Origin of the sequence: Amycolatopsis sp. Poz14 (assembly GCF_006704225.1) — a bacterium.
Taxonomy (GTDB): Bacteria; Actinomycetota; Actinomycetes; order Mycobacteriales; family Pseudonocardiaceae; genus Amycolatopsis; species Amycolatopsis nivea.
This window is the reverse complement of the sequence record NZ_JACLHD010000001.1, coordinates 3,014,657-3,033,909: the sequence shown is the minus strand read 5'-3', so window position 1 is coordinate 3,033,909 and position 19,253 is coordinate 3,014,657. Positions and strand designations below refer to the sequence as shown.

Genomic DNA, 19,253 nt, shown 5'->3' with positions numbered 1-19,253 from the left:
ACCGGACGGATCACGGGCTTCCGCAGAACGTTCGTTCCGCCTCGAACGGGTCCGGCGGGACAGTCACCCCGGTCCGGTGCACGGCTCCGGTCAGGTTGGCCCAGAACCGGCCCGGCGACATCGGCTCGCGGGTCGACCGCTGGATCTCCGCCAGGTCTCCGCAGCTCAGCGCGTGCCGGGCGGCAGCGACCTGGTCGGCGGTGATGTCGGCGCGCAGAGCGAAGTTGCCCGGGCTGAGGACGGGGGCCGCCGGGTCCGCGTAGTCCGCCAGCAGCCAGGCGTTGCTCAGCGGTTTCGAGTGTCCTGGTTTCACCGTCGGGAATTCGAACCGCGCGCCGATCGGGTTGGCGAGGCCCCAGAAGTCGACGACGCCGACGTCCACCGGCGACATGACGCCGACTGTCCCCAGGTACACCCCGATGATCATGGACTTCGACGGGACGTCCGCGCGCAGTGGTGTCGTCAGGATCTGCTGCCGCGGGCCTTCGTAGGTCAGGGTGCGCGGACTGACGGCGTCGTTGAGATATTTCATCCTCGGGGTGAAATCCGCCGACTCGGTGGGATACGACTGACCGGTCCACGCGTGGTAGTAGCCGCGCTCGTCGTCGATGAGCTTGCCGTCTTGCGGGACGAACTGGCCGATGCCGGCGCAGAGAACCGCCCACGCCAGCAGGACGGCGCCGAGCACGCGCGTCTTCTTCGCCGCCGGGAGCACCAGCACCGGCAGCATCAGCAGGAAGAAGATCGGCAGCGCCATGCGCGCGTGCATGTAGTCGCCGCCGATCTTCAGCAGGTATCCCAGCGACAGCACACCGGCAACCACCGGGGTGAGGGTGACGATCCGATCGGTGCTTTGCCGCCTGAGGACCCCGGCGAGCAGGACCGTGCAGAGCACCAGCGGCAACCACAGCAGGTACGGGTTCACGAAATCGCCGACGTACCCGAATCCGCGGCCCCAGAAGGATTCGCTCGCGTTTTTGGTGAGCGCGGGCATCGGCACGAGGATGCCGTAGAAACCCATGCGGAAGATCTCGTACCCGACCGGCAGCGCTCCGGCGGCCGCGACCGCGGCGCAGACGACCCGCCAGTTCGGCTTGGTCACCAGCCACAGCGCGACCAGGAATACCGCCGCCACCAGTGTCTGTTCTGGACGGACGAGCGGGCCCAATCCCATCACGAACGCCGCGGTGACAACGTGTTTGGCCGAGGTGCTGCCTCGGAAGCGGACCAGCAGCCACCAGCAGAGCGCCATCCAGAACGTGTTCAGCCCGGTCTCCAGCCCGGACGTCGCGTACTGCCACACCGGCCGCACCCCCAGCAGCACGAGGACGCCGCACGGCAGCATCGCCGCGACGCGCCCGCCGTGCAACCGGATCGTCGCGCTGACCGCGAAGCCGAACCCGGCGGCGGTGAGCAGGAGGCCGAGCATCCAGGACAGCGTCGACGTGTCCGACTGGCCGAACACGAATCCGGCGAACGCGAGCAGCCATTGCCACAGCGTGCTCGTGGAAGCTTCGGCGCGTTCGCCGAGATTGTAGACCGGACCGTTCCCGGCGAGGATCTGCTCGACGATTCTGGTGAAGATCAGGGCGTCGTCGCAGATCCAGCGGGTGACGTAGCCGAGAATGGCGATCAGGAGGACGGATCCCGCGATTATCCAGCTGTTTCTTCGTCTGTTCTTAAACGTGGAATCGGGCTGGTTCAAGGCGCGCGGAAGCACCCTTGGCATGGTGTTCAATTAAAACTCCTTGCGGAAAGAGCGCTATGCGGTTTGCCGCCGGTAATCAACGATTCCGGTCGCGGTCAGTGCTGCGATGCCCGCGCCCACCAGGAAGACCTGCACGAGAACCAGCGGATCGACGACGCCCGCGGCCATGGTTGAGAGGAGGACAAGCGGCTGAATCAACACCAGCGAACAGCACACGGCGAGCGAGAACGACCACGCAGGCGTGCGTCGCCGGAAGGCGAAATAGGCGAGAATGACAAGCGCGGCCGCCCACGTGAACCAGGAAAGCCCGCGCAGATCCGAATCAACGAAAGAGCCGAAGTAAAACGCGCAGGCCGCAACACCGGTCAACGCAATCCACCATTTTCGCGCGGACGGAAGCGGCGCGCCGAGGTGGAATCCGGCGATCAGGAGCAGCAGCGGCAGCCATTGCGGGATGAAATAGCCAAGCAGATCAGGGCTGAAACTGAACGAATACTGGTACAGGAACGCGGCGAATCCGGCGACCAGCACGAGCGCGGCAACAGCCCGCGCGGCTCGGCGGCGTCCGGCGAAAAGGAGCGCGAGAGGGACGACCGCGGCGGCGACCAGCGCGATGCCCTGCCCCAACTGCTGGACCGACGCGGCAGCGTAAAGCGACAGGCTGGCCTCGCCGGTCGAGGAATACAGACCGGTCGCTCGCGGATAGCCGAGCGCGTCGCACAAGTCGTGACCGAGGGAGAAAGCGCCCTTCATCACGCCCCAGAGGAGTCCGAGCAGGGCTACCAGCCGGACAGTGTCGCCGAAAGCGACCACGCGAGCCGGGGCCGAGCCAGCAGCCAGCCGAGCGCGCAGGCCCAACCCCAGCATCGCGAGCAGTTCGCGCCCTTCCGCGAGACGACCGGCTTCCCGCGCGTCCAGCAGGGTGCCGACCATCTCGTCCTCGCGGTCGGCGCGGTACCAGCGGGGAAGAATCCGCACCATCCGGCGGTATTGCAGCTCCGGCGCGGTCATCCCGCGGCCTCCGCAAACAACTGCCCGGTCGGCCGAAGAGCACTCATGCCCCACCCCCGAGCGCCCAGCCCCGCGCCCGCAACACCGACTCCGCGGCAGCGGCGTTCGCGGCCAGCCGCCGGGTCTGCTCGGCCAAAGTGCGGCCGCCGAGGTCGGTCAGCCGGTAGTACCGGCGGAGCCGCCCCTGGTGGATCTCCTCCTTGTCCCGCTCCGCCCATCCGTCCGCGACCAGCCGGTCCAGCACGCCGTACAACGTGCCGACCCGCAGCCGGACCCGGCTTTCGGACAGCTTTTCGACGGCCTGGACGATGCCGTAGCCGTGCTTCGGCTCGTCGGCGAGCGCGGTGAGGATCAGGAAGACCTGCTCCGACATGCCTCGTTCGGTCACCCGTCCATATATATCACGTCGCGATACATACTGGTGGCCGAAGCAAGGAACCTACTCGTCAGCGACCGCGGTCCCCTCCAGCTCGACCAGCAGCGTCGGGATCGCCAGCCGCGTCACGCCGAGCATCGTGGTCGACGGGGCGGCGCCGGCCGCGGCCAGACGGCCGGCGAGAACGCCGTAGTGCTGGAAAAGCAGGTCGACGTCGGTCGTGTAGACGTTGAGCCGGACCAGGTTCTCCAGCGACATGCCCGCTTCGGCGAGCACTGCCTCCAAGTTGTCGAGGCTCAGCGCCACCTGCTTCGCCATGTCCCCGGCGTGCTGGGGTTCGCCGTCGGCGCTCATCGCGGTCTGCCCCGAGCAGTACAGGGTCCGGACCGGCCCGGACACCAGTTCGCCCTGGTGATAACCCATCGCCGTCGACCACGCCCACGGGTTGACCGTCGTTCTCTCCACCATTCGCTCCTGTTCGCGTTTCAGCAGTACGCGGAGCAGCCTCGCAAGCAATACGCGACATCCTGTGTCGTGTATTAGGTAGGGTTTTCGGCATGCGCGCCGACCGGTTGGTCTCGCTGGTCCTGCTGCTGCGCCAGCGCGGCCGGCTGTCCGCGGCCACCCTCGCCCGCGAACTCGAGGTGTCCACGCGCACCGTGTTGCGCGACATCGACGCGCTGTCCGCGGCGGGCGTCCCGGTCTACGCCGAGCGCGGACGGAACGGCGGTTTCGCGCTGCTGCCCGGATTTCAGACCGAACTCACCGGGTTGAACCACGACGAAGCGCTCGCTCTGCTGGTCGCCGGATCGCGGCGCGGCGCGCAGGCGTTCGGTCTCGGTTCGGCGCTCGCTTCGGCCATGCTCAAGGTGGTCGACGCACTGCCGGAAAGCCATCGGACCACGGCCGCGGGCGTGGCCGAGCGGTTGCTCATCGACCCCGAGATCGACCTCCTGTCGCGCCGCGCGGTTGCAGAGGAGGCACCCGACGCCGTGGTCGCCGAGATCCGGCGCGCGGTGTTCGCCGGGCACCAGGTGCGCATTCGCTACCAAGCGGTTGGCCAAGCCCCGAGGTGGCGAACAGTGCACCCGATTGGACTGGTCACCGTGCGGGAGCTGGGATATTTACTGGCGACCCGCGAAGGCGAGGACCGGACTTACCGGCTGTCCCGGGTGCTGGCCGCCGAGGAACTCGACGAACCCGCGCAGCGGCCGGATCGCGTGGACCTGGGCCGGGCCTGGCAGGAACGCAGCACGCGGTTCCGGACCGGTGGCGACCAGATCGTCGCACTAGTCCGAATTCGCCCGGAACGGCGGGAAGAATTGGCCCGCACCGCGCTCGCCATTCGCGCTGAAGAAATCAGGACGAACGGATGGTTACAGCTGGAGGCGGCTTTCCAGGATTCCCGGCACGCCGAATGGGCGTTGTGGCAGCTCGCCACAGCCGCGGAAGTGCTTGCGCCGCAAGCGTTGCGTACCGCCTTGCACCAGCGCGCCACGGCGATCGCCGCCGCCTACGCCGGGCCCGCCTGAGCCCTCCGCACCGGCACTGCCTGCACCTTCCGTAGTTGTGCGGATACCTACTCGCTGGTAAGTTACCCGCCAGTCGTGATCCACTTCATGGTTCAAAGGGGAGTCATGATCCGGAAACCCGTCCGTGCGCTGATCGCCGCCGCCGCTCTCGCGATCACGTCCGCCGTCGCGCTGCCCGCCGCGGCTTCGGCCGATTCCTTCTACAGCTACGACGGCAGCACACCGCTCTCGTCGTACGCTCCGGGCACCGTCCTCAAGAGCCGGACGTTGAGCTATCACGTCTTCGGCTTCCCGACTCCAGTGCAGGCCACCCAACTGCTCTACCGGACTACCGACGCACAGGGCAATCCCACCGCGAACGTCACCTCGGTCGTCCGAAATCCGTTGGGCGGCAACGGGAAAGCCATCTCGTACCAGTCCGCGTACGACTCGCTCGATCCCGCCGACGCACCGTCCCGCGCGATCGCGGGCGACGTCCGGCTCGGCGGCGTGCTGCCCAACGCCGAGTCGGTGCTCATCGCGCCGGCGCTCGCGCTCGGGTACAGCGTCGTCATCCCGGACACCGAAGGCCCGACCGCCGATTTCGCGGCCGGTCCGGAATACGGCAAGACCACTTTGGACTCGATTCGCGCCGCGACGCACGCGTCCGGGACCGGAATGACGGAGTCCACGAAATTCGGCCTTCTCGGCTATTCCGGCGGTGCGATCGCGACCGGCTGGGCGTCGGCGATCGCCGGGAGTTACGCGCCGGAGGTCGAGAAGAATCTCGTCGGGTTCGCCGAGGGCGGGGTGCTTGTCGACCCCGCGCACAACCTGAAATACGTCGGCGGCAGCCCGGTCTGGTCCGGCGTGATCCCGATGGCGCTGATCGGCGTCTCGCGCAGCTACGGCATCGACCTCAAGCCGTACGCCAGCGAGTACGGCCTCAAGGTGCTCGCCGAGCTCGAGCACGCGTCGATCGCCAACGCGCTCGGCCGCTACCCCGGGCTGACCTGGCAGAAGCTGGTCAAACCGGAGTACGCGAACCCGAACTCGGTGGCCCCGTACGTCGACGCGGTCAACAAGGTGAACATCGGCTCGGCGGCGACGCCCTCGATTCCCGGGTTCATCGGGCAGGCCAGCAACGGCGCGCTCGAAGGCACCGTCAGCAACGAACCGGGCATCGGCGGCGGCGACGGCGTGATGGTGGCCGGGGACGTCCGCGCGCTCGCGAATCAGTACTGCGACACCGGAAACACCTCGATCAAGTACACGCAGTACGACGCGCTCAGCCACGCCACCGCCCTCCCGGTGTGGGCGCCGACCGCGATCGCCTGGCTCAACGACCGGTTCGCGGGCAAGGCCGCGCCGTCCAGCTGCGGGCACATCGCGGCGGGGAACTCGCTGACGCCGGAGCAGCACGCCGGGTCTTGAGAAGCTGATGCCGCAACGCCTGGGCGGGCCCGAAAGGGGCTTGCCCAGGCGTGCCCAGTGTGCATAGGGGCGGCGCGTTAGGGGTGCTCTCATCCCGGAGGACTCGATACACACGAAGAATGACCAGTGATGTGCAGATCGAGCCCATCAGATATCCCTTCGGCTCAGCGGAGGGGGTCGACCTCGACCCGGCCTACACGGAGGCACGCGACGCGCCGGGGATGATCCGGATCAAGCTGCTCTACGGCGAGCCCGCGTGGCTGGCCACTCGCTACGACGACGTTCGCATGGTGTTCGGCGACCGGCGGTTCAGCCGGGCCATGGCCGCCGATGCCGACGTGCCGAGGATGACGCCGCACAAGCTCGACGGCGGGATCGTCATGATGGACCCGCCGGAACACAGCCGGCTGCGCAAGCTGGTGGCCCAAGCCTTCACCCAGAACCGGGTGCAGCGGTTGCGCGGGCGGGTCCGGCAGCTGGCTGAGGACCTCGTGGACGCGATGGCGGCCGGCGGCGGGCCGGCGGACCTGGTGGAGAATTTCTCGTTGCCGCTGCCGGTGTCGGTGATCTGCGAGCTGCTCGGGGTGCCCATGGCCGACTGGCCGAAGTTCCGGGTCTGGAGCGACGGGATCCTGTCCACGAGCGAGACCACCGCCGAGGAGTACGAGGCCAACGAGGCGGAACTCCAGGAGTACATGCGCGGGCTGATCGCCGCCCGGCGCGCGGAGCCCGCCGACGACCTGATGACCGCGCTGGTCGAGGCCCGCCACGAGCACGACCGGCTCTCCGAGGCGGAGCTGATCGATTTGTGCGACGGGCTTCTGGTGGCCGGCCACGAAACCTCCGCGTCCCTGATCGCCAGCTCGGTCTTCGTCCTCCTGGAGCGCCCCGAGCGGCTGGCCGAACTGCGGGCCGACCTCAGCCTGTTGCCCGCCGCGGCCGAGGAACTCCTGCGGTTCGTCCCGCTGAGCCATTGGGAGGGCTTTCCTCGCTACGCGACGGAGGACGTCGAGGTGGGCGGTTCGCTGGTGCGCGCCGGGGAGCCCGTGGTGACCGACTTCGCCTCGGCCAACCGGGATCCCCGGCGGTTCGAAAATCCCGACGTGCTGCGCTTCGACCGGAAGGCGAACTCGCACCTGGCTTTCGGGCACGGCGTGCACCACTGCCTCGGCGCGAACCTCGCCAGGGTCGAACTCCAGGAAGGACTGCGCGCGCTGCTGACCAAGCTGCCGGGGCTGCGGATCGCCGGAGAGATCGAGTGGAAGGTCGACATGCCGGTGCGCGGCCCGCGCCGGATGCCGATCGGCTGGTGATCGCAGGTCGCTGAAAAGCCCCTGCCCGCTCAACGGCGAGCAGGGGCTTTCCCTTGCCGGCTAACGGATCAGCCGTCCGAATCGGCCGACGGGATGAACGCGCCCGGCACCTGGTCCGGGGCGAAGATCTTGTCCTCGCCCGGATACGGCTGGGTCCATCCGTGCACCTGGTACCACGTGAAGTGGTCCATCTGCGCGGGGTTGGCGTAGTCCGCCGTGGCGTTCGGGCCGGTCAGCTTCTGCTGGGACTGCCATTGCTGCCACTGCTGGGCCAGCTGCTGCTTGTCCGCGGGCACCGCCGCCGACGCCGCCGCGGTGGAGGCCGTCGGGACGTTGTCCGTGCCGCACGACGGCGGGGTCTTCAGGCCCGCGGTCAGCGACGTCTGGTTCGGCACCGCGGTGAACGGCGTGTTGTCCGGCTTCGGCGTGAACGCGGTCGCCATCGGGGTGGCCGCGCTGTCCTTCTGGTTCATCGGGTGGATCCCGAGGATCTGCTCGATGGTGCGGATCATGGTGATCTGCGAGTAGTACCGGCTGTCGGTCACGCCGCGCTGCGCGTACGGGCTGATGATCTGGACCGGAGCCCGGTGCCCGTCGACGTGGTCCAGCCCGGCCTGGGAGTCGTCCTCGACCACGAAGATCGCCGAGTCCTTCCAGTACTGGCTGTGCGAGATCTTGTCGACGATCTTGCCGACGGCCAGGTCGTTGTCGGCGACCTGCGCGGCCGGGCTCGGCGGCCCGCCGGTGTGGTCGCTCGACAGCCAGAACATGTTCAGGTCCGCCGGGCCGTTCTTCTCGAAGTCGTTCTTCCAGATCTCGTACCGGTACTGGTCCGGGACCGCGGTGTCGAACTTCGGGAAGCCCGGCACCGAAACGCTGTTCAGCGACGGGATCGGCGACGACGAGACCAGCGGGTACGCGGTCGGCTCGCCGGTCGCGGCCATGTTCTTCGAGTCGCAGTACAGGTTCTGCCAGCTCGCGTCCGCGGGCTTGGTCAGGAACTGGTGGAACTCGCCGAAGTCGCGCACGGTCTTGCCCGCCGCCTGCGCCCCGGTCCACAGGAAGCCGCTGCGCTGGTGGCCCAGCGCGTCGTCCTCGGTGTCGTAGCTGCGCTTGTACTCGCCCGCCGACGACTCGGTGTACTCCGGGTTGTCGGCCTGCATCAGCCAGTTGTGGCCCTCGGCCGAGTTGGTGCCGATGTCGTAAGTGTTGTCGTACAAGCCGAACTGGGTGGCCAGCGCGTGCTGGTTCGGCGTGACCGCCTGGCCGAACTGCGCGAGCGCCGGATCGCCGTTGCCCTTCGCGATGTCGCCGAAGAGCTGGTCGTAGGTCCGGTTTTCCTTCACCAGCAGGAAAACGTGCTTGATCGTTGACGGGTCGCCGAGCCGACGGGGCACTGGGACCGGCTTGACGTTGCGGTTGCCCGTCTGCACCGAACCCGGCGTCCAGCCGTTCTGCTTGAACACCTGACGCGTCTGCGTCCAGGTCTGCCAGTCGGTCGGCAGGGTGAACCGCTGCAGGCTCGACGTGGTGTCGTGCGTGGCGTGCCCGGTCGCGGTGGTCGGGCGGCGGGCGTCGATGCCGCGGGTGTTGGCGACCAGGATGTTGTTGCCCGACGCTGAGATACCAGACGGGAAGTAGTCCGTCGGCAGCAGTCCGATGAAGGCGGCGGGGGCCTGCGGGAACCAGTAGCGGTAGACCGCGACCGCGTTGGCCCGGCCGAGGGTCACCAGCAGGTGGCCGTCGTCGGTGAGCGCGATGTCGGTCGGCTCGTACCCGACCTGCGCTTCCGGCCACGGCTGCGTCGCGATGGTCTGCACCACGACGTTGCGCTGGGCGTCGATCACCGAAACGCTGTCGCCGCCGGTGTTCGCGACGAACAGGGTGTTGTTCTTGGCACGCAACGCGGTCGGGTGCAGACCGACGTCGATGTTCTTGACCGGAGCGGACGGGTTCGCCAGGTCGATCACGCTGACCGTGCCGGTGGTCGCGGCCCCGGTCTTCGGGTCGGCGACGATGTCGGTGCCGTACGAGTTGATCGTGGTGTCGCCCGGTTTGGCCGCGCGGCCGCCCTCGTTGCTGACGTAGATCCGGTCGCCGATCCGCACCAGTGCACGCGGTGCGTTGCCGACGGTCCAGCTCTGCTTGATCTGGCCGCTGGCCGCGTCGATCGCGACGACCCGGTTCTGGCCGTTCACCGCGGAGTACACAGTGGACCCGTCGGCGGAGAAGATCGCGCCCGCGGCGAGGGAATGCTTGGAGCCGTCGGCCGGGATCGGGACCCACGTGGGGTTGGCGACGGTGCCGTCCGGGTTCACGGTGAACTTGCGGTAGCCGTCGATCTGGCCCAGCCACAGCGTTTTGCCGTCCGGCGAGTACGACGGGCCTTCCTGGCCGACGTCGTTGCCCGGCAGTTGCAGGTCGGCCTTCTTGTCCTTGCCGACGAGCTGCTGGACCTTCCAGGACTTCAGGTCGACGATGGTCAGCGCGATGCCGCCGTCGGTGGTCAGCGCGGCGAGGTGGCTGCCGTCCGGGCTGACCGTCGAGGACATGATCTTGCCGTTCGGCAGGACCAGCCGCTCCCCGATCGGCTTGAGGTACTGGTCGCTGGAGATGGTCAGGCCGTTTTCGGTTTCCTGGCCGACCTGGTCGGTGCCGAACTGCTTGGTGGAGGCGAGGCCGATGCCCGAGCCCGTGGCGACGAGAGCGACCGCGGTCGCCCCTGCCGTGACGAAGCGCAGCTTGCGGGCTTCTTTCTTCCCGCCACGCCTGCGACGGCGCGTTACTTGCATGTCCTCATCCCTTCGTGGAGGAGAGCAGCTCGACGTTGCCGTCGAACTGCCACAGCGGGTTCGGCTGGTCCCCCTGCGGGGTCCGCACCTGGAAGTAGCCGTTCACTTCCTTCGGTCCGTCGCCGTCGGCGACATACCGCCCGTCCGAGGTGACATCGAGCTGGTAGATCGCCTGCCCGGTCGCTGAGATACCAGGGAGATGCCAGGAGACGACGCAGCGCCAGTCGTTGCCCGGGCCTTCGGCCTCGACGAGGCCGCCGCCCTTGGTGCATTCCGTGCTCGCACCTAGCTGCTCCTCCGTGACGTCCGGGCGGTGCAGTTGTGCGGCCTGGATCCGGTAGAGATGCGCGAACTCGGTGGACAGCGACTGCTGCAGCTTCGCCTGGTCGATGCCCGAACCCGACGCCGGTGTAGCGACCGCGACGACTGCCACCGTGACGCCGATCAGCCCGGCCAGCGGCAACAAGCCCGCGGTTAGTACGCGACGACCCGCACCGTCGTATGTCAGATCGGTGAAGTCGCGTCTCACGAACAGCACGTAGGCCAGCGCAGTCGAGACCGCTGCCCAGACCAGGCTCACTCCGACGCCGATCAGCAGCGGCCCGAGCTGTACCGGGTCGGTGAAGAGGCCGTTCCACGAGATGAACGCGTACGTCGGCAGCGCAAGCCGCACGACGACTGGCAGCGGCAGCAGCTGCGCCACCGCCATCACCAGCGCGACCACCGCGGGCAGCAGCAAGCCCATCGGCGACCGTCCTAATGCGACAGAGCCGAGCAGGCCGATCCCCGCCAGGGCAAGGGTTGGGGCGAGCACGCAGATCCAGGCGAGCACGACCTTCACCGCCGCGTCGCCCGAGGACAGCAGGTGCCCGTCGAGTCCGGTGAGCGGCTGCCCGCCGACCGCGACGAGACCGCCGACCGCGCTGGACACCGCCAAACCGAGGACCAGCAACAGGATCACGGTGAGGCTGGCGAGTGCTTTCGAGACGAAAATCCGCCGGTACGACCGCATCGCCACCAGCAGGTGCCGCCAGGTGCCGAGCCGGTCTTCGACGGCGAAGACGTCCCCGGCGACCAGGGAGGTCAGCAGCGGAAGCGCGTAACTGCCGGCGAATCCGAGCAGGACGAGCGGACCGGCCCAGCCGGTGGCGTTCATCAGGCGGCCGAACAGGGTGTCCACCGGGAGATCGCTTTGCTGGCTGACCGCGGCGACGAACACCGCGGGCGCGAGCCAGCAGGCGAGCAGCAGCACCCGGATCCGCCACTGCGACAACAGCTTCACCAGTTCGAACCGGTAACCGCGGCCCAGTCCGACCGAGGCTTGCTGCTCGACAGGTGCGTCGAGGACGGTCATCGCTTCTCCCCCTGCTCCGTCAGCTCCAGGAACGCGGCCTCCAGCGGCGAGACGACCGGAGCCAGTTCCCGTACGCCGATGCCCTTGCCGACGACGCGCGCGACCAGGTCGTCCAGCGCGGGCACCAGGCCGCGCACCACCAGGACGTCGGCCTGTCCGCGCGGGGTCTGGGCGTCGTCGATCCGCAGTCCGGGCACGTTCTCGGCGATCTCGCGCGCGGTCTTCTGGTCCGAGGTGACCAGGCGGTACGCCAGTTCGCGGTCCTCAGCGGACAGTTTCGCCAGCGGGCCGGTGAAAACGACGCGGCCGGCGGACAGGATGGTGACCTCCGAGCAGAGCGCTTCGAGGTCGTCCATCCGATGGCTCGACAGCACCACCGCGGTGCCCTCGTCGGCGAGCCGGGCGAGCACGCCGTGCACGTGTTTCTTGCCTGCCGGGTCGAGGCCGTTGGCGGGCTCGTCGAGGATCAGCAGCCGCGGTTTGGTCAGCAGCGCGGCGGCGAGGCCGAGGCGCTGGCGCATGCCGAGGGAGAAGCCGCGCGCCCGGTCGTCGGCGACGTCAGTGAGCCCGACCTGCGCGAGGAGGTCGTCGAGGTCGACGGTCTGGCCGCGCAGCGAGGCCAGCGCGGCGAGGTTCTGCCGCGCGGTGAGCGACGGGTACAGCCCCGGCCCGTCCACGAACCCCGAGATGCCGTCCGGGGTGGCGAGCGCGCGGCCGACCGGGCGGCCGAGGATCTCGAGTTCGCCTTCGTCCGCGACCGCGAGTCCGAGCAGCAGGCCGAGCAGCGTGGTCTTGCCCGCGCCGTTCGGGCCGACGAGCCCGTGGATCTCGCCGTGCGCGACGTCGAGATCGACACCGTCGAGCGCGAGCACGTCGCCGAAACACTTGGTGATCGCGCGGGCTCGCACCGCGTCGCTGGTTCCCATGAATCCCCACTTTCCGAAGCCGTGAGGAACTTAGGCACGACAAGTGACATGCGAACCCGCGCCAGGTTGAACGTTGGGGAAACCCCGGGCGGCCCAGCCGATTAACCGGACAGAAAGGATCAAACTTGCGCGGACAGCGCGTCCGAGATCTCCCGGACCAGCGCATAGGACCGTTTCCGCTCCGCGTGGTCGTGGATCGGGGTGGTGATCATCAGCTCGTCCGCGCCGGTCTCGGCGATGACTGTGCGCAACGAATTCCGCAGTGCCGCCGGGGCTCCGGCGAGCACCGGACCGGGGCCGATCGCCGGGTCGACCACCGCGTCTTCCGGCCGGGGCAACAAGATCCGCTCGCCGCGCGAACGGCTCAATGCCTTAGCCCGAATGGACCTGGCGAGCCATTCCGCGTGCTCCTCGGTCGCGGCGGCGACCACCGCGACGCTGACCACAATGGACGGTTCGGCGGTGCGGCCGGGGCGGAAGTTCTCGCGATAGCTTCGCGTCGCGGCAGCAGCTTCAGCGGGACGGAGATGGTAGGCGAACGCGTACGGCAGGCCTAGTTCGGCGGCGAGGCGAGCGCTTGCCGTGCTTGAGCCGAGCAGCCAGACATCCGGCACGTTGCCTTGTGCGGGAGTGGCGCGCAACGGCTGCTCGGCGTCGGCGAAATACTCCAGCAATTCCCTGACGCGGCGGGGAAAGCTTTCCGCCGGGCCGGGATTGAGCGCGTCCGCCACCCGTTGCGGGCCGCCGAGCGCGCGGCCGAGCCCGAGGTCGATCCGGCCGGGGTGGAACGCGGCGAGCGTGCCGAACTGTTCGGCGACGACGAGCGGCGGGTGGTTGAGCAGCAGAACGCCGCCCGCGCCGACGCGGATCCTCTTCGTGGCATCCGCGATGCGGGCCGCTGCCACGGCAGGCGCGGCGCTCGCGACTCCACGCATGCTGTGGTGTTCGGGCAACCAGTAGCGGTGATATCCCAGTTCGTCAGCCAGTTCGGCCAGGTCGAGCGTGCGTTGCAGCGCCTCGCGCGCGGTCGACCCCGCGACGATCGGCGATGTGTCCAGCACTGAAACCCGCACCCGGGCATCATCCCGGACCCGATGCGGGACGACAACCGGACCGTCCACGGTCTCAAGTGGACGGTCCAGCCGCGGCTTACGAGGTCTCCCGCACCGGCGCGGGCGCGTCCTCTTCTTCCTCCACCGCTTCGCTCAACTGCCAACCGCCGCGGCGGCGCAGCACCACGAGGTAGTACCCCAAGGCCAGCAACGCGATCGCCGCGGTGACGATGAGACTCGGCCGTCCGATCACCGGGTCGGTCGCGTTCACGTACAGCACGAATGCCAGTGCGACCAGCGCGACCACCGGCGCGATCGGGAATCCGGGCATCCGGTACTTCGCCCCCGCCGTCGCACCGGAGCGGCGGCCCAGGATGGCACCGAGGCACAGCGCCGCGTACACGACGACGATCGACGTGCTGGTCACGACGGTCAGGATCTGCGGGTCCACAAAGCACAGTGCGGCGGCGATGAAACCAGTCGCCAGCGTCGCGACCCACGGAGTGCCGAACTTCGGGTGCACCGCGGCGAGCGCGCGGTTCATCGCCTTCGGCCAGGCGCGGTCGCGGCCGCTGCTGAACACCAGCCGGGAGCTGATCAGCACGATCGCGAGGACCGCGTTGATGATGGCGAGCGCGACCGCGAGGCTCAGCACGGTGTCGAGCGTGCTGCCGCCGCGGGACTGCACGAAGTACGACAACATGTTGGGAGAGCTGAACAATGTGCCGAGATCCGGTGCGCCCATCAGCACCGCGGTGACCGGGATCAGCTCGGCCAGCACGGTGACCCCGAGTCCCATGAGGACAGCGCGCGCCACCCCGCGGCCGGCGTCCTTGGTTTCCTCTCCGAAGTAGACAGCCGAGCCGTAGCCGTTGTAGGCGAAGATCGCGATCGCCGTCGCGATCATCACCGCGCTGATCGTCGCCGGACCGCCGCCCGGGGCGACCGGATGCGCGAGCAGGTCGGTGAACGGACGGGCCGGCTTGACCAGCCCGAGCACCGCGACCACGGCCAGCGCCAGCAGCTCCACCGCAAGGAAAACGCCGGTGACCCAGGCGTTCAGCTTGATGTCGAACACCGCGACGACGGCGGCGAGCACGCAGGTCACCGACGCCACGACCGCGGGCGAGACGCCAGGCAGCACCACGCTCAGGTAGGTGCCGACGCCGAGCGCGATCACCGCGACGATCAGCACCTGCGTCACGATCATGATGCCCAGCACCATGAATCCGGGCAGTTTGCCCAGCGTGCGGGCGGCGATCGTGTACTCGCCGCCCGCGCTCGGGAAGGCCGAGCCCAGTTCGGCGTACACGAAGGCCATGAACACGCCGACCACGGCGGCGGCGAGGAAGGCGTAGAAGGCGCCCGATCCGGCGCCGGTGAGGACGCCCGGTGCGATGACGAACACCGAGGACGCCGGGCTGATCGCGGAAAGCGTGATCAGCAGCATGCCGAGGGTGCGCAACCCGCGGCGCAAGACGGGGGTGGACAACGCTGGCCTCCATCAAGTCGTTGCTCAAGTACGTTGTTTGAATGGAACTCAAATAACCAGCCGGGCGTTCAGCTAAGGCCCTCACGTCCGCTACGTCAAGGCTTCGCCGGTCTCGATCCGGATCGGGGGTTGCGTTTTTCGAGATTTATTCAAAGAATCAAGGCATGGCAAGACCGAGCAAGGCCCCCGAGCGGCGGGCGGAACTGGTGGCCGCGGCGCGGCACACGGTCGTCGAACGCGGCGTGCTGAACCTGAAGCTGCGCGACGTCGCGGACCACGCCGGCATGTCGCCGGGTTCCCTGTTGTACTACTACCCTTCCCTGAGCGACCTGCTCGAAGACGTGCAGCAGGAGGCTGTCGAACGCTTCTGCGTCGAGCGCGAAGCCGCCGTCGCCGCCGAGGCCGACCCGCGCGCCCGGCTGCGCGCGATGATCGGCAGCGGACTGCCCAACGGCAAGAACGACGAACTGTGCGTGCTGCTGTACGAACTGGGCACCATCGCCCGCCGCGACCCGGCCTACGCCGCGCGGCACATCGCCCTGTACGAACGCCAGGTGCGCGGCTACGTCGGCATCCTGGAAGCCGGTGCCGCGACCGGGATTTTCGACCTGACCGACGACCCGGTCACCATCGCCCGCAACCTCGTCACCCTCGAAGACGGCTACGGCCTGCACCTGACCCAAGCCGTTCCGCCGCTCGACCGATCCGTCGCCGAGACCGCGGTCTTGTCTTATGCCCGCGTTTCGACCCGATGCTCCCTGGAGGACCCCGCATGACCCGCGCCCGCGACCTAGGACTGGCCCTCGGCGGCAAGCCCGGCCCGCACAACGCGATCACTGACATCCCAGGCGTCGAGGTCGGATACACCACCCTGATCGAAGGAGATTCGGTGCGGACCGGGGTCACCGCGATCCTGCCGCGCGGCCGTTCCCAGTTCGACGTGCCGTGCTCCGCGGGCACCTTTTCGTTGAACGGCAACGGAGAAATGACCGGCCGCGCCTGGCTGGCCGAGACGGGTTCGCTGACCCTGCCGGTGCTGATCACCAGTACGCACTCCGTCGGGCAGTGTCACCGGGGAACGATCGACTGGGTAGTCCGCGAACGCCCGGACGCCGCGGCGGAGTGGCTGCTGCCGGTGGTCGCGGAGACGTGGGACGGGTACCTCAACGACGTCAACGCCCCGACCATCCGGACCGACCACGCAGTAGCCGCCATCGACGCGGCCACCACCGGCACCATCGCGGAGGGCTCGGTAGGCGGCGGCACCGGCATGACCTGCTACGGCTTCAAGGGCGGAACCGGCACTTCGTCACGGGTCGTCGCGCATGGGTCGGACAGCTACACAGTCGGGGCCCTGGTGCAGGCGAACTTCGGCAGCCGCCCGGAACTCACCGTGGCCGGTTCGCATCTGGGCGCGGAACTCGCTGACGACAACCCCATGGCCGACACCAGCTGGCTAGCCCCTGCCGGTGCCGGTTCGGTGATCGTGGTGATCGGGACGGATGCGCCGCTGTTGCCTGGTCAGTGCACTGCGCTGGCCCGTCGCGTGCCTTTGGGGCTGGCCCGCACCGGAACCACCGGGTCGCACTTCTCGGGCGATCTGTTCCTGGCGTTCAGCACAGCCAACGCGGGCGCTCTGACCAGCCATTTCCCCCGACCGGACGACGAACCTTACGAGAGCATGCGATTCGTGCCGTGGGGTGCTATCGACCCGTTCTTCGAGGCAGTGGTGCAGGCGGTGGAGGAGGCGGTGTTGAACGCGCTGGTGGCGAACGAGGAGATGACCGGGCATCGGGGGCACCGGGTTCCGGCGCTTCCCTTGGCGAGGTGGGGGGCTTAGAGCAGGCGCGGCGGGCTCGCCTGGGCGCTTGGCTGGGTACGCGCCGCGTCCGGGCGAGCCGGGGCTTTCGGGTCGGGAACCGTCTGCTGTCGAGGAAAGTCCCACGTCACCGGTCAGGGTGCTCCGCGTCCCGCATCTTCAGCGCTGGCGTTTTGCCTAGCTGCAAGATGCCGATCGCTTGATTGCTCACCTGGGCCCCGTTCGCGACCGAGTGCAGGATGCCGTTGTACACGAGATCCCAGATTCGCCGATCGCGTTGAAGTTCTTCGCTGCTGCGAGTCAGTCCCATGTCTTTGTCGTACAGCCACAGATGGAAGGTCGTCCCGCCGTACGCCGCGTCTATCTTCGTCAGCTCGTAGGTATCTATCCAGGCCCGGCTCTTCACGCCCCACCGTGTGCGCTCGACCATCAGCCAGTCCGCGCCCGCCGCATAAGTGAAGTAACTGAACGGGCTGGAGATCAAGAAAACGGCGACGACGATAACTGCCCAGATCGGCCACGCCGTCAAGATCCCGAGTCCTCCTCGGTGGAACAAGGAGATGACCAAGGTTCCGGCGATCAGGATGGCCGCGCTGGTCAGGATCAGCGCGATTTTCCCGCGGCGGCTCTCCCGATGCCAGGCGAGAACGGGGCCAAGGCCAGGCGGCGGGTCCGGACGATGCGCCAGCCTGCTCTCCCGGTGGGCATCGTGCTCCGAGGATGCTTCCCCGCCGCGAAAGTAACTCAGACCGTGCGGGGGAAACGGCTCGCCTGTCTCCCGGTCCGGTCGTGGTGGAAGCGCATCGATCACGTGGTCGTCGGCCTCTGCTGAATCTGTCATCGAATCCGGCTCCTTGATTATTTCGGCACGAGCCAGTCAGCGACAGCTTGACCCCCGACAGCACCGGCGATTCCGCCGGCTGTGCCCGCCACGAAAGAACCGACCGGGCCCAACGGGGTGCCGAAGAGAGCACCCGCGGCCGCACTCGCCCCCGCACCGGCGAGGGCCGCCCCTGCCGCGCCTCCGACGATCAGACCGCCCGAATCAGCGACAGCTTTGCCCCAGGACTGCTCACCGCTCATTGCTCCGGCAGCCTCGTTGACCACGGTGAGCGCGCTGCCGACGTACGGCATTCCCTTGAGCAGCTTCTGGCCGGCTTTCAGGCTTGCTCCCGCTTCTTCGGGCAAGACGTGGTACTTGCCCTTTCCAGGGTAAGCGGCGATAGCTCTGCGCACGGGCTCCGGAACTTTGTCGACATACTGCTGAAACTGCCGCGCCCGTGTCTCGTATGCAGCCTTGTTGTCCCGCGCCTTGTCGGCCGCCCACGCGAGGTCCTCCTTGTTGAGTGCGGTCAGGCTGACGCGCGTGCCGTGCGCCCAATCATCGAAGAACTGCGCGCTCGCCGCGGAACGCTGGGCGTTGAGAAGCGCTTCCTTGCGGGGGTTTTCGAACGAACTGATGTAGCCGTTGACCCGGGCGATCGTAGTTGTCCCCACCACGTAGGCGTCGATGTCGAGCCGTCCCGACGGCGGCTGAAGGGCGTGCTGGAGCGCTTGGTGCGCATTGCCTTCGGCAGTCCGTGCCGCATCGACGATCGCTTTGCACTCGTTGTAGGCGGCGACTTTGCCGTTGTACTGAAAGACAAGGGTGTTGTACTGCTTGATGTCGCCCTGGTAAGTGCCGACCGCCCGGGTCGCGCCGCCAGCGGTGCACACCTCGACCGGAGTGCCGGGCTTGTTCGCGGGGATCGGATCGGGCTCGACGATGAACGGGCCGTCGACCCGCAACCCGCCTGCGTGCGCTTGGGCGAGTGCTTCGTTCATCCGGGCTGTCACCGCGTCCAGCGACGACGCGAACTCCCGGAGGCCGCGCTCGGCAGTCGCGGCCCAGTTCGCCATGTCGTCCGCGGCGACGTCGATGTTGGCGATCGATTCCTGGAACGACTGGCTCGAAGGCCCGTGCCAGCCCGCCTCGGCACCGCTGCGTGCGGCACGGACGTTCCCGGCGGCTCGATGTCCTGCCTCGGCGACGGTGTGCAGCCAGTCCGCGGCAGCGACGCAGGTGCCGGACGAGCCGTTCACCGTGGTGTTGAGCGCTTGCCCCATGCTGCCCCTCTCAGCCGTGGACGTGCGTTTCCCTCTGTGTATCAGGATCGTCGGCGTGTTTGTCATTGAGCTTGAGCTGCCCGGCGTGGGTGTTTTCGATGTCGTCGTAGGCACCGTTGGCGGCGTGCACCTTCTCCGCCGCACCACCGGCCGCGCCAGCCGCGCCGACGCCCATCTTCACCAGGTCGTCCAGCACGGTCCCGACAATCGCGGACGACGCACCCGCGTCGACGCCCCGCACGACGTTCGAGGTGACGCCGTCGAGTGCCTTCTCCGCATCGCGGAGCTGGCCGGCAATGCTCTTGAGCGCTCCTTCGGTGAAGCTGTAACCGGTCGTGTCCCCATAGGGCGCGGACATG

The 19,253-nt window shown here is 68.2% G+C and carries 17 protein-coding genes; 5 read left to right on the top strand and 12 right to left on the bottom strand.

Translation table 11 applies throughout. From position 1 onward, the window contains the following. Positions 1-10 precede the first annotated feature (10 nt). From FKO37_RS14745 to FKO37_RS14730, 4 genes are read right to left on the bottom strand one after another with little or no spacing between them, the layout of a single operon-like run. The gene (locus FKO37_RS14745; protein WP_238604679.1) at positions 11-1,738 is read right to left on the bottom strand and encodes a glycosyltransferase family 39 protein; all 1,728 of its coding nucleotides are present in this window, start codon (positions 1,736-1,738) and stop codon (positions 11-13) included. 24 nt (positions 1,739-1,762) lie between these two features. Continuing rightward, the gene (locus FKO37_RS14740; protein WP_238604678.1) at positions 1,763-2,719 is read right to left on the bottom strand and encodes a hypothetical protein; all 957 of its coding nucleotides are present in this window, start codon (positions 2,717-2,719) and stop codon (positions 1,763-1,765) included. A 43-nt stretch (positions 2,720-2,762) separates the two neighbouring features. After that, entirely contained in the window at positions 2,763-3,107 is a 345-nt protein-coding gene (locus tag FKO37_RS14735; RefSeq protein WP_238604677.1) for a PadR family transcriptional regulator, read from the bottom strand. A gap of 51 nt (positions 3,108-3,158) precedes the next feature. Next, positions 3,159-3,560: a RidA family protein gene (locus FKO37_RS14730; RefSeq protein ID WP_134664897.1), complete on the bottom strand. Its 402-nt coding sequence runs from the start codon at positions 3,558-3,560 to the stop codon at positions 3,159-3,161. Between the two features lie 92 nt (positions 3,561-3,652). Here FKO37_RS14730 and FKO37_RS14725 point away from each other — a divergent pair, with 92 nt between their 5' ends. The 3 genes from FKO37_RS14725 (at position 3,653) to FKO37_RS14715 (ending at position 7,353) form a co-directional block, all read left to right on the top strand. After that, positions 3,653-4,627, top strand: coding sequence for a YafY family protein (locus tag FKO37_RS14725; protein WP_238604676.1), 975 nt, complete (start codon positions 3,653-3,655; stop codon positions 4,625-4,627). Positions 4,628-4,732: 105 nt separating this feature from the next. Further along, positions 4,733-6,040, top strand: coding sequence for a lipase family protein (locus FKO37_RS14720; protein WP_238604675.1), 1,308 nt, complete (start codon positions 4,733-4,735; stop codon positions 6,038-6,040). A gap of 119 nt (positions 6,041-6,159) precedes the next feature. Next, positions 6,160-7,353, top strand: a complete 1,194-nt coding sequence (locus FKO37_RS14715) for a cytochrome P450 (RefSeq protein ID WP_238604674.1) — start codon at positions 6,160-6,162, stop codon at positions 7,351-7,353. 68 nt (positions 7,354-7,421) lie between these two features. Here FKO37_RS14715 and FKO37_RS14710 read toward each other — a convergent pair whose 3' ends face one another. The 5 genes from FKO37_RS14710 to FKO37_RS14690 all read right to left on the bottom strand — a co-directional run bounded on the left by FKO37_RS14710 (position 7,422) and on the right by FKO37_RS14690 (position 14,969). Beyond that, positions 7,422-10,145, bottom strand: coding sequence for a bifunctional YncE family protein/alkaline phosphatase family protein (locus FKO37_RS14710; protein WP_238604673.1), 2,724 nt, complete (start codon positions 10,143-10,145; stop codon positions 7,422-7,424). Positions 10,146-10,149: 4 nt separating this feature from the next. Next, complete coding sequence (locus tag FKO37_RS14705; RefSeq protein ID WP_238604672.1) at positions 10,150-11,499, bottom strand: ABC transporter permease; 1,350 nt, start codon at positions 11,497-11,499, stop codon at positions 10,150-10,152. Then, positions 11,496-12,425, bottom strand: coding sequence for an ABC transporter ATP-binding protein (locus FKO37_RS14700; RefSeq protein WP_134664909.1), 930 nt, complete (start codon positions 12,423-12,425; stop codon positions 11,496-11,498). Before FKO37_RS14700 ends, FKO37_RS14705 begins: the two co-directional genes overlap by 4 nt. A gap of 119 nt (positions 12,426-12,544) precedes the next feature. Then, on the bottom strand, positions 12,545-13,498 hold the full coding sequence (locus tag FKO37_RS14695) for an MsnO8 family LLM class oxidoreductase (RefSeq protein ID WP_238604671.1): 954 nt from the start codon (positions 13,496-13,498) through the stop codon (positions 12,545-12,547). A gap of 76 nt (positions 13,499-13,574) precedes the next feature. Continuing rightward, positions 13,575-14,969, bottom strand: a complete 1,395-nt coding sequence (locus FKO37_RS14690; RefSeq protein ID WP_134664913.1) for an APC family permease — start codon at positions 14,967-14,969, stop codon at positions 13,575-13,577. A gap of 164 nt (positions 14,970-15,133) precedes the next feature. On the opposite strand from FKO37_RS14690, the gene FKO37_RS14685 reads away from it, so the two are divergent. Both FKO37_RS14685 and FKO37_RS14680 read left to right on the top strand, forming a co-directional pair. Continuing rightward, positions 15,134-15,745: a TetR/AcrR family transcriptional regulator gene (locus FKO37_RS14685; protein WP_238604670.1), complete on the top strand. Its 612-nt coding sequence runs from the start codon at positions 15,134-15,136 to the stop codon at positions 15,743-15,745. Beyond that, the gene (locus FKO37_RS14680) at positions 15,742-16,809 is read left to right on the top strand and encodes a P1 family peptidase (protein ID WP_037817809.1); all 1,068 of its coding nucleotides are present in this window, start codon (positions 15,742-15,744) and stop codon (positions 16,807-16,809) included. Before FKO37_RS14685 ends, FKO37_RS14680 begins: the two co-directional genes overlap by 4 nt. 106 nt (positions 16,810-16,915) lie before the next feature. Here FKO37_RS14680 and FKO37_RS14675 read toward each other — a convergent pair whose 3' ends face one another. The 3 genes from FKO37_RS14675 to FKO37_RS14665 are packed head-to-tail and all read right to left on the bottom strand — an operon-like array spanning position 16,916 to position 19,252. Next, positions 16,916-17,629 carry a hypothetical protein gene (locus tag FKO37_RS14675; protein ID WP_051729414.1) on the bottom strand — a complete coding sequence of 238 codons (714 nt, stop codon included), beginning with the start codon at positions 17,627-17,629 and terminating at the stop codon, positions 16,916-16,918. Between the two features lie 17 nt (positions 17,630-17,646). Beyond that, a complete protein-coding gene (locus FKO37_RS14670) occupies positions 17,647-18,894 on the bottom strand; it encodes a hypothetical protein (protein ID WP_238604669.1) in 1,248 nt (415 codons plus the stop codon). A 10-nt stretch (positions 18,895-18,904) separates the two neighbouring features. After that, positions 18,905-19,252, bottom strand: a complete 348-nt coding sequence (locus tag FKO37_RS14665; RefSeq protein ID WP_037817805.1) for a hypothetical protein — start codon at positions 19,250-19,252, stop codon at positions 18,905-18,907. Between the last annotated feature and the right edge of the window lies 1 nt (position 19,253).

Coding starts and splice junctions, on each gene's coding strand:
- FKO37_RS14740 (WP_238604678.1), bottom strand. CDS start 2,719: ATGACCGCGCCGGAGCTGCAATACCGCCGGATGGTGCGGATTCTTCCC.
- FKO37_RS14725 (WP_238604676.1), top strand. CDS start 3,653: ATGCGCGCCGACCGGTTGGTCTCGCTGGTCCTGCTGCTGCGCCAGCGC.
- FKO37_RS14720 (WP_238604675.1), top strand. CDS start 4,733: ATGATCCGGAAACCCGTCCGTGCGCTGATCGCCGCCGCCGCTCTCGCG.
- FKO37_RS14715 (WP_238604674.1), top strand. CDS start 6,160: ATGACCAGTGATGTGCAGATCGAGCCCATCAGATATCCCTTCGGCTCA.
- FKO37_RS14710 (WP_238604673.1), bottom strand. CDS start 10,145: ATGCAAGTAACGCGCCGTCGCAGGCGTGGCGGGAAGAAAGAAGCCCGC.
- FKO37_RS14705 (WP_238604672.1), bottom strand. CDS start 11,499: ATGACCGTCCTCGACGCACCTGTCGAGCAGCAAGCCTCGGTCGGACTG.
- FKO37_RS14700 (WP_134664909.1), bottom strand. CDS start 12,425: ATGGGAACCAGCGACGCGGTGCGAGCCCGCGCGATCACCAAGTGTTTC.
- FKO37_RS14685 (WP_238604670.1), top strand. CDS start 15,134: ATGGCAAGACCGAGCAAGGCCCCCGAGCGGCGGGCGGAACTGGTGGCC.
- FKO37_RS14680 (WP_037817809.1), top strand. CDS start 15,742: ATGACCCGCGCCCGCGACCTAGGACTGGCCCTCGGCGGCAAGCCCGGC.
- FKO37_RS14675 (WP_051729414.1), bottom strand. CDS start 17,629: ATGACAGATTCAGCAGAGGCCGACGACCACGTGATCGATGCGCTTCCA.
- FKO37_RS14670 (WP_238604669.1), bottom strand. CDS start 18,894: ATGGGGCAAGCGCTCAACACCACGGTGAACGGCTCGTCCGGCACCTGC.
- FKO37_RS14665 (WP_037817805.1), bottom strand. CDS start 19,252: ATGTCCGCGCCCTATGGGGACACGACCGGTTACAGCTTCACCGAAGGA.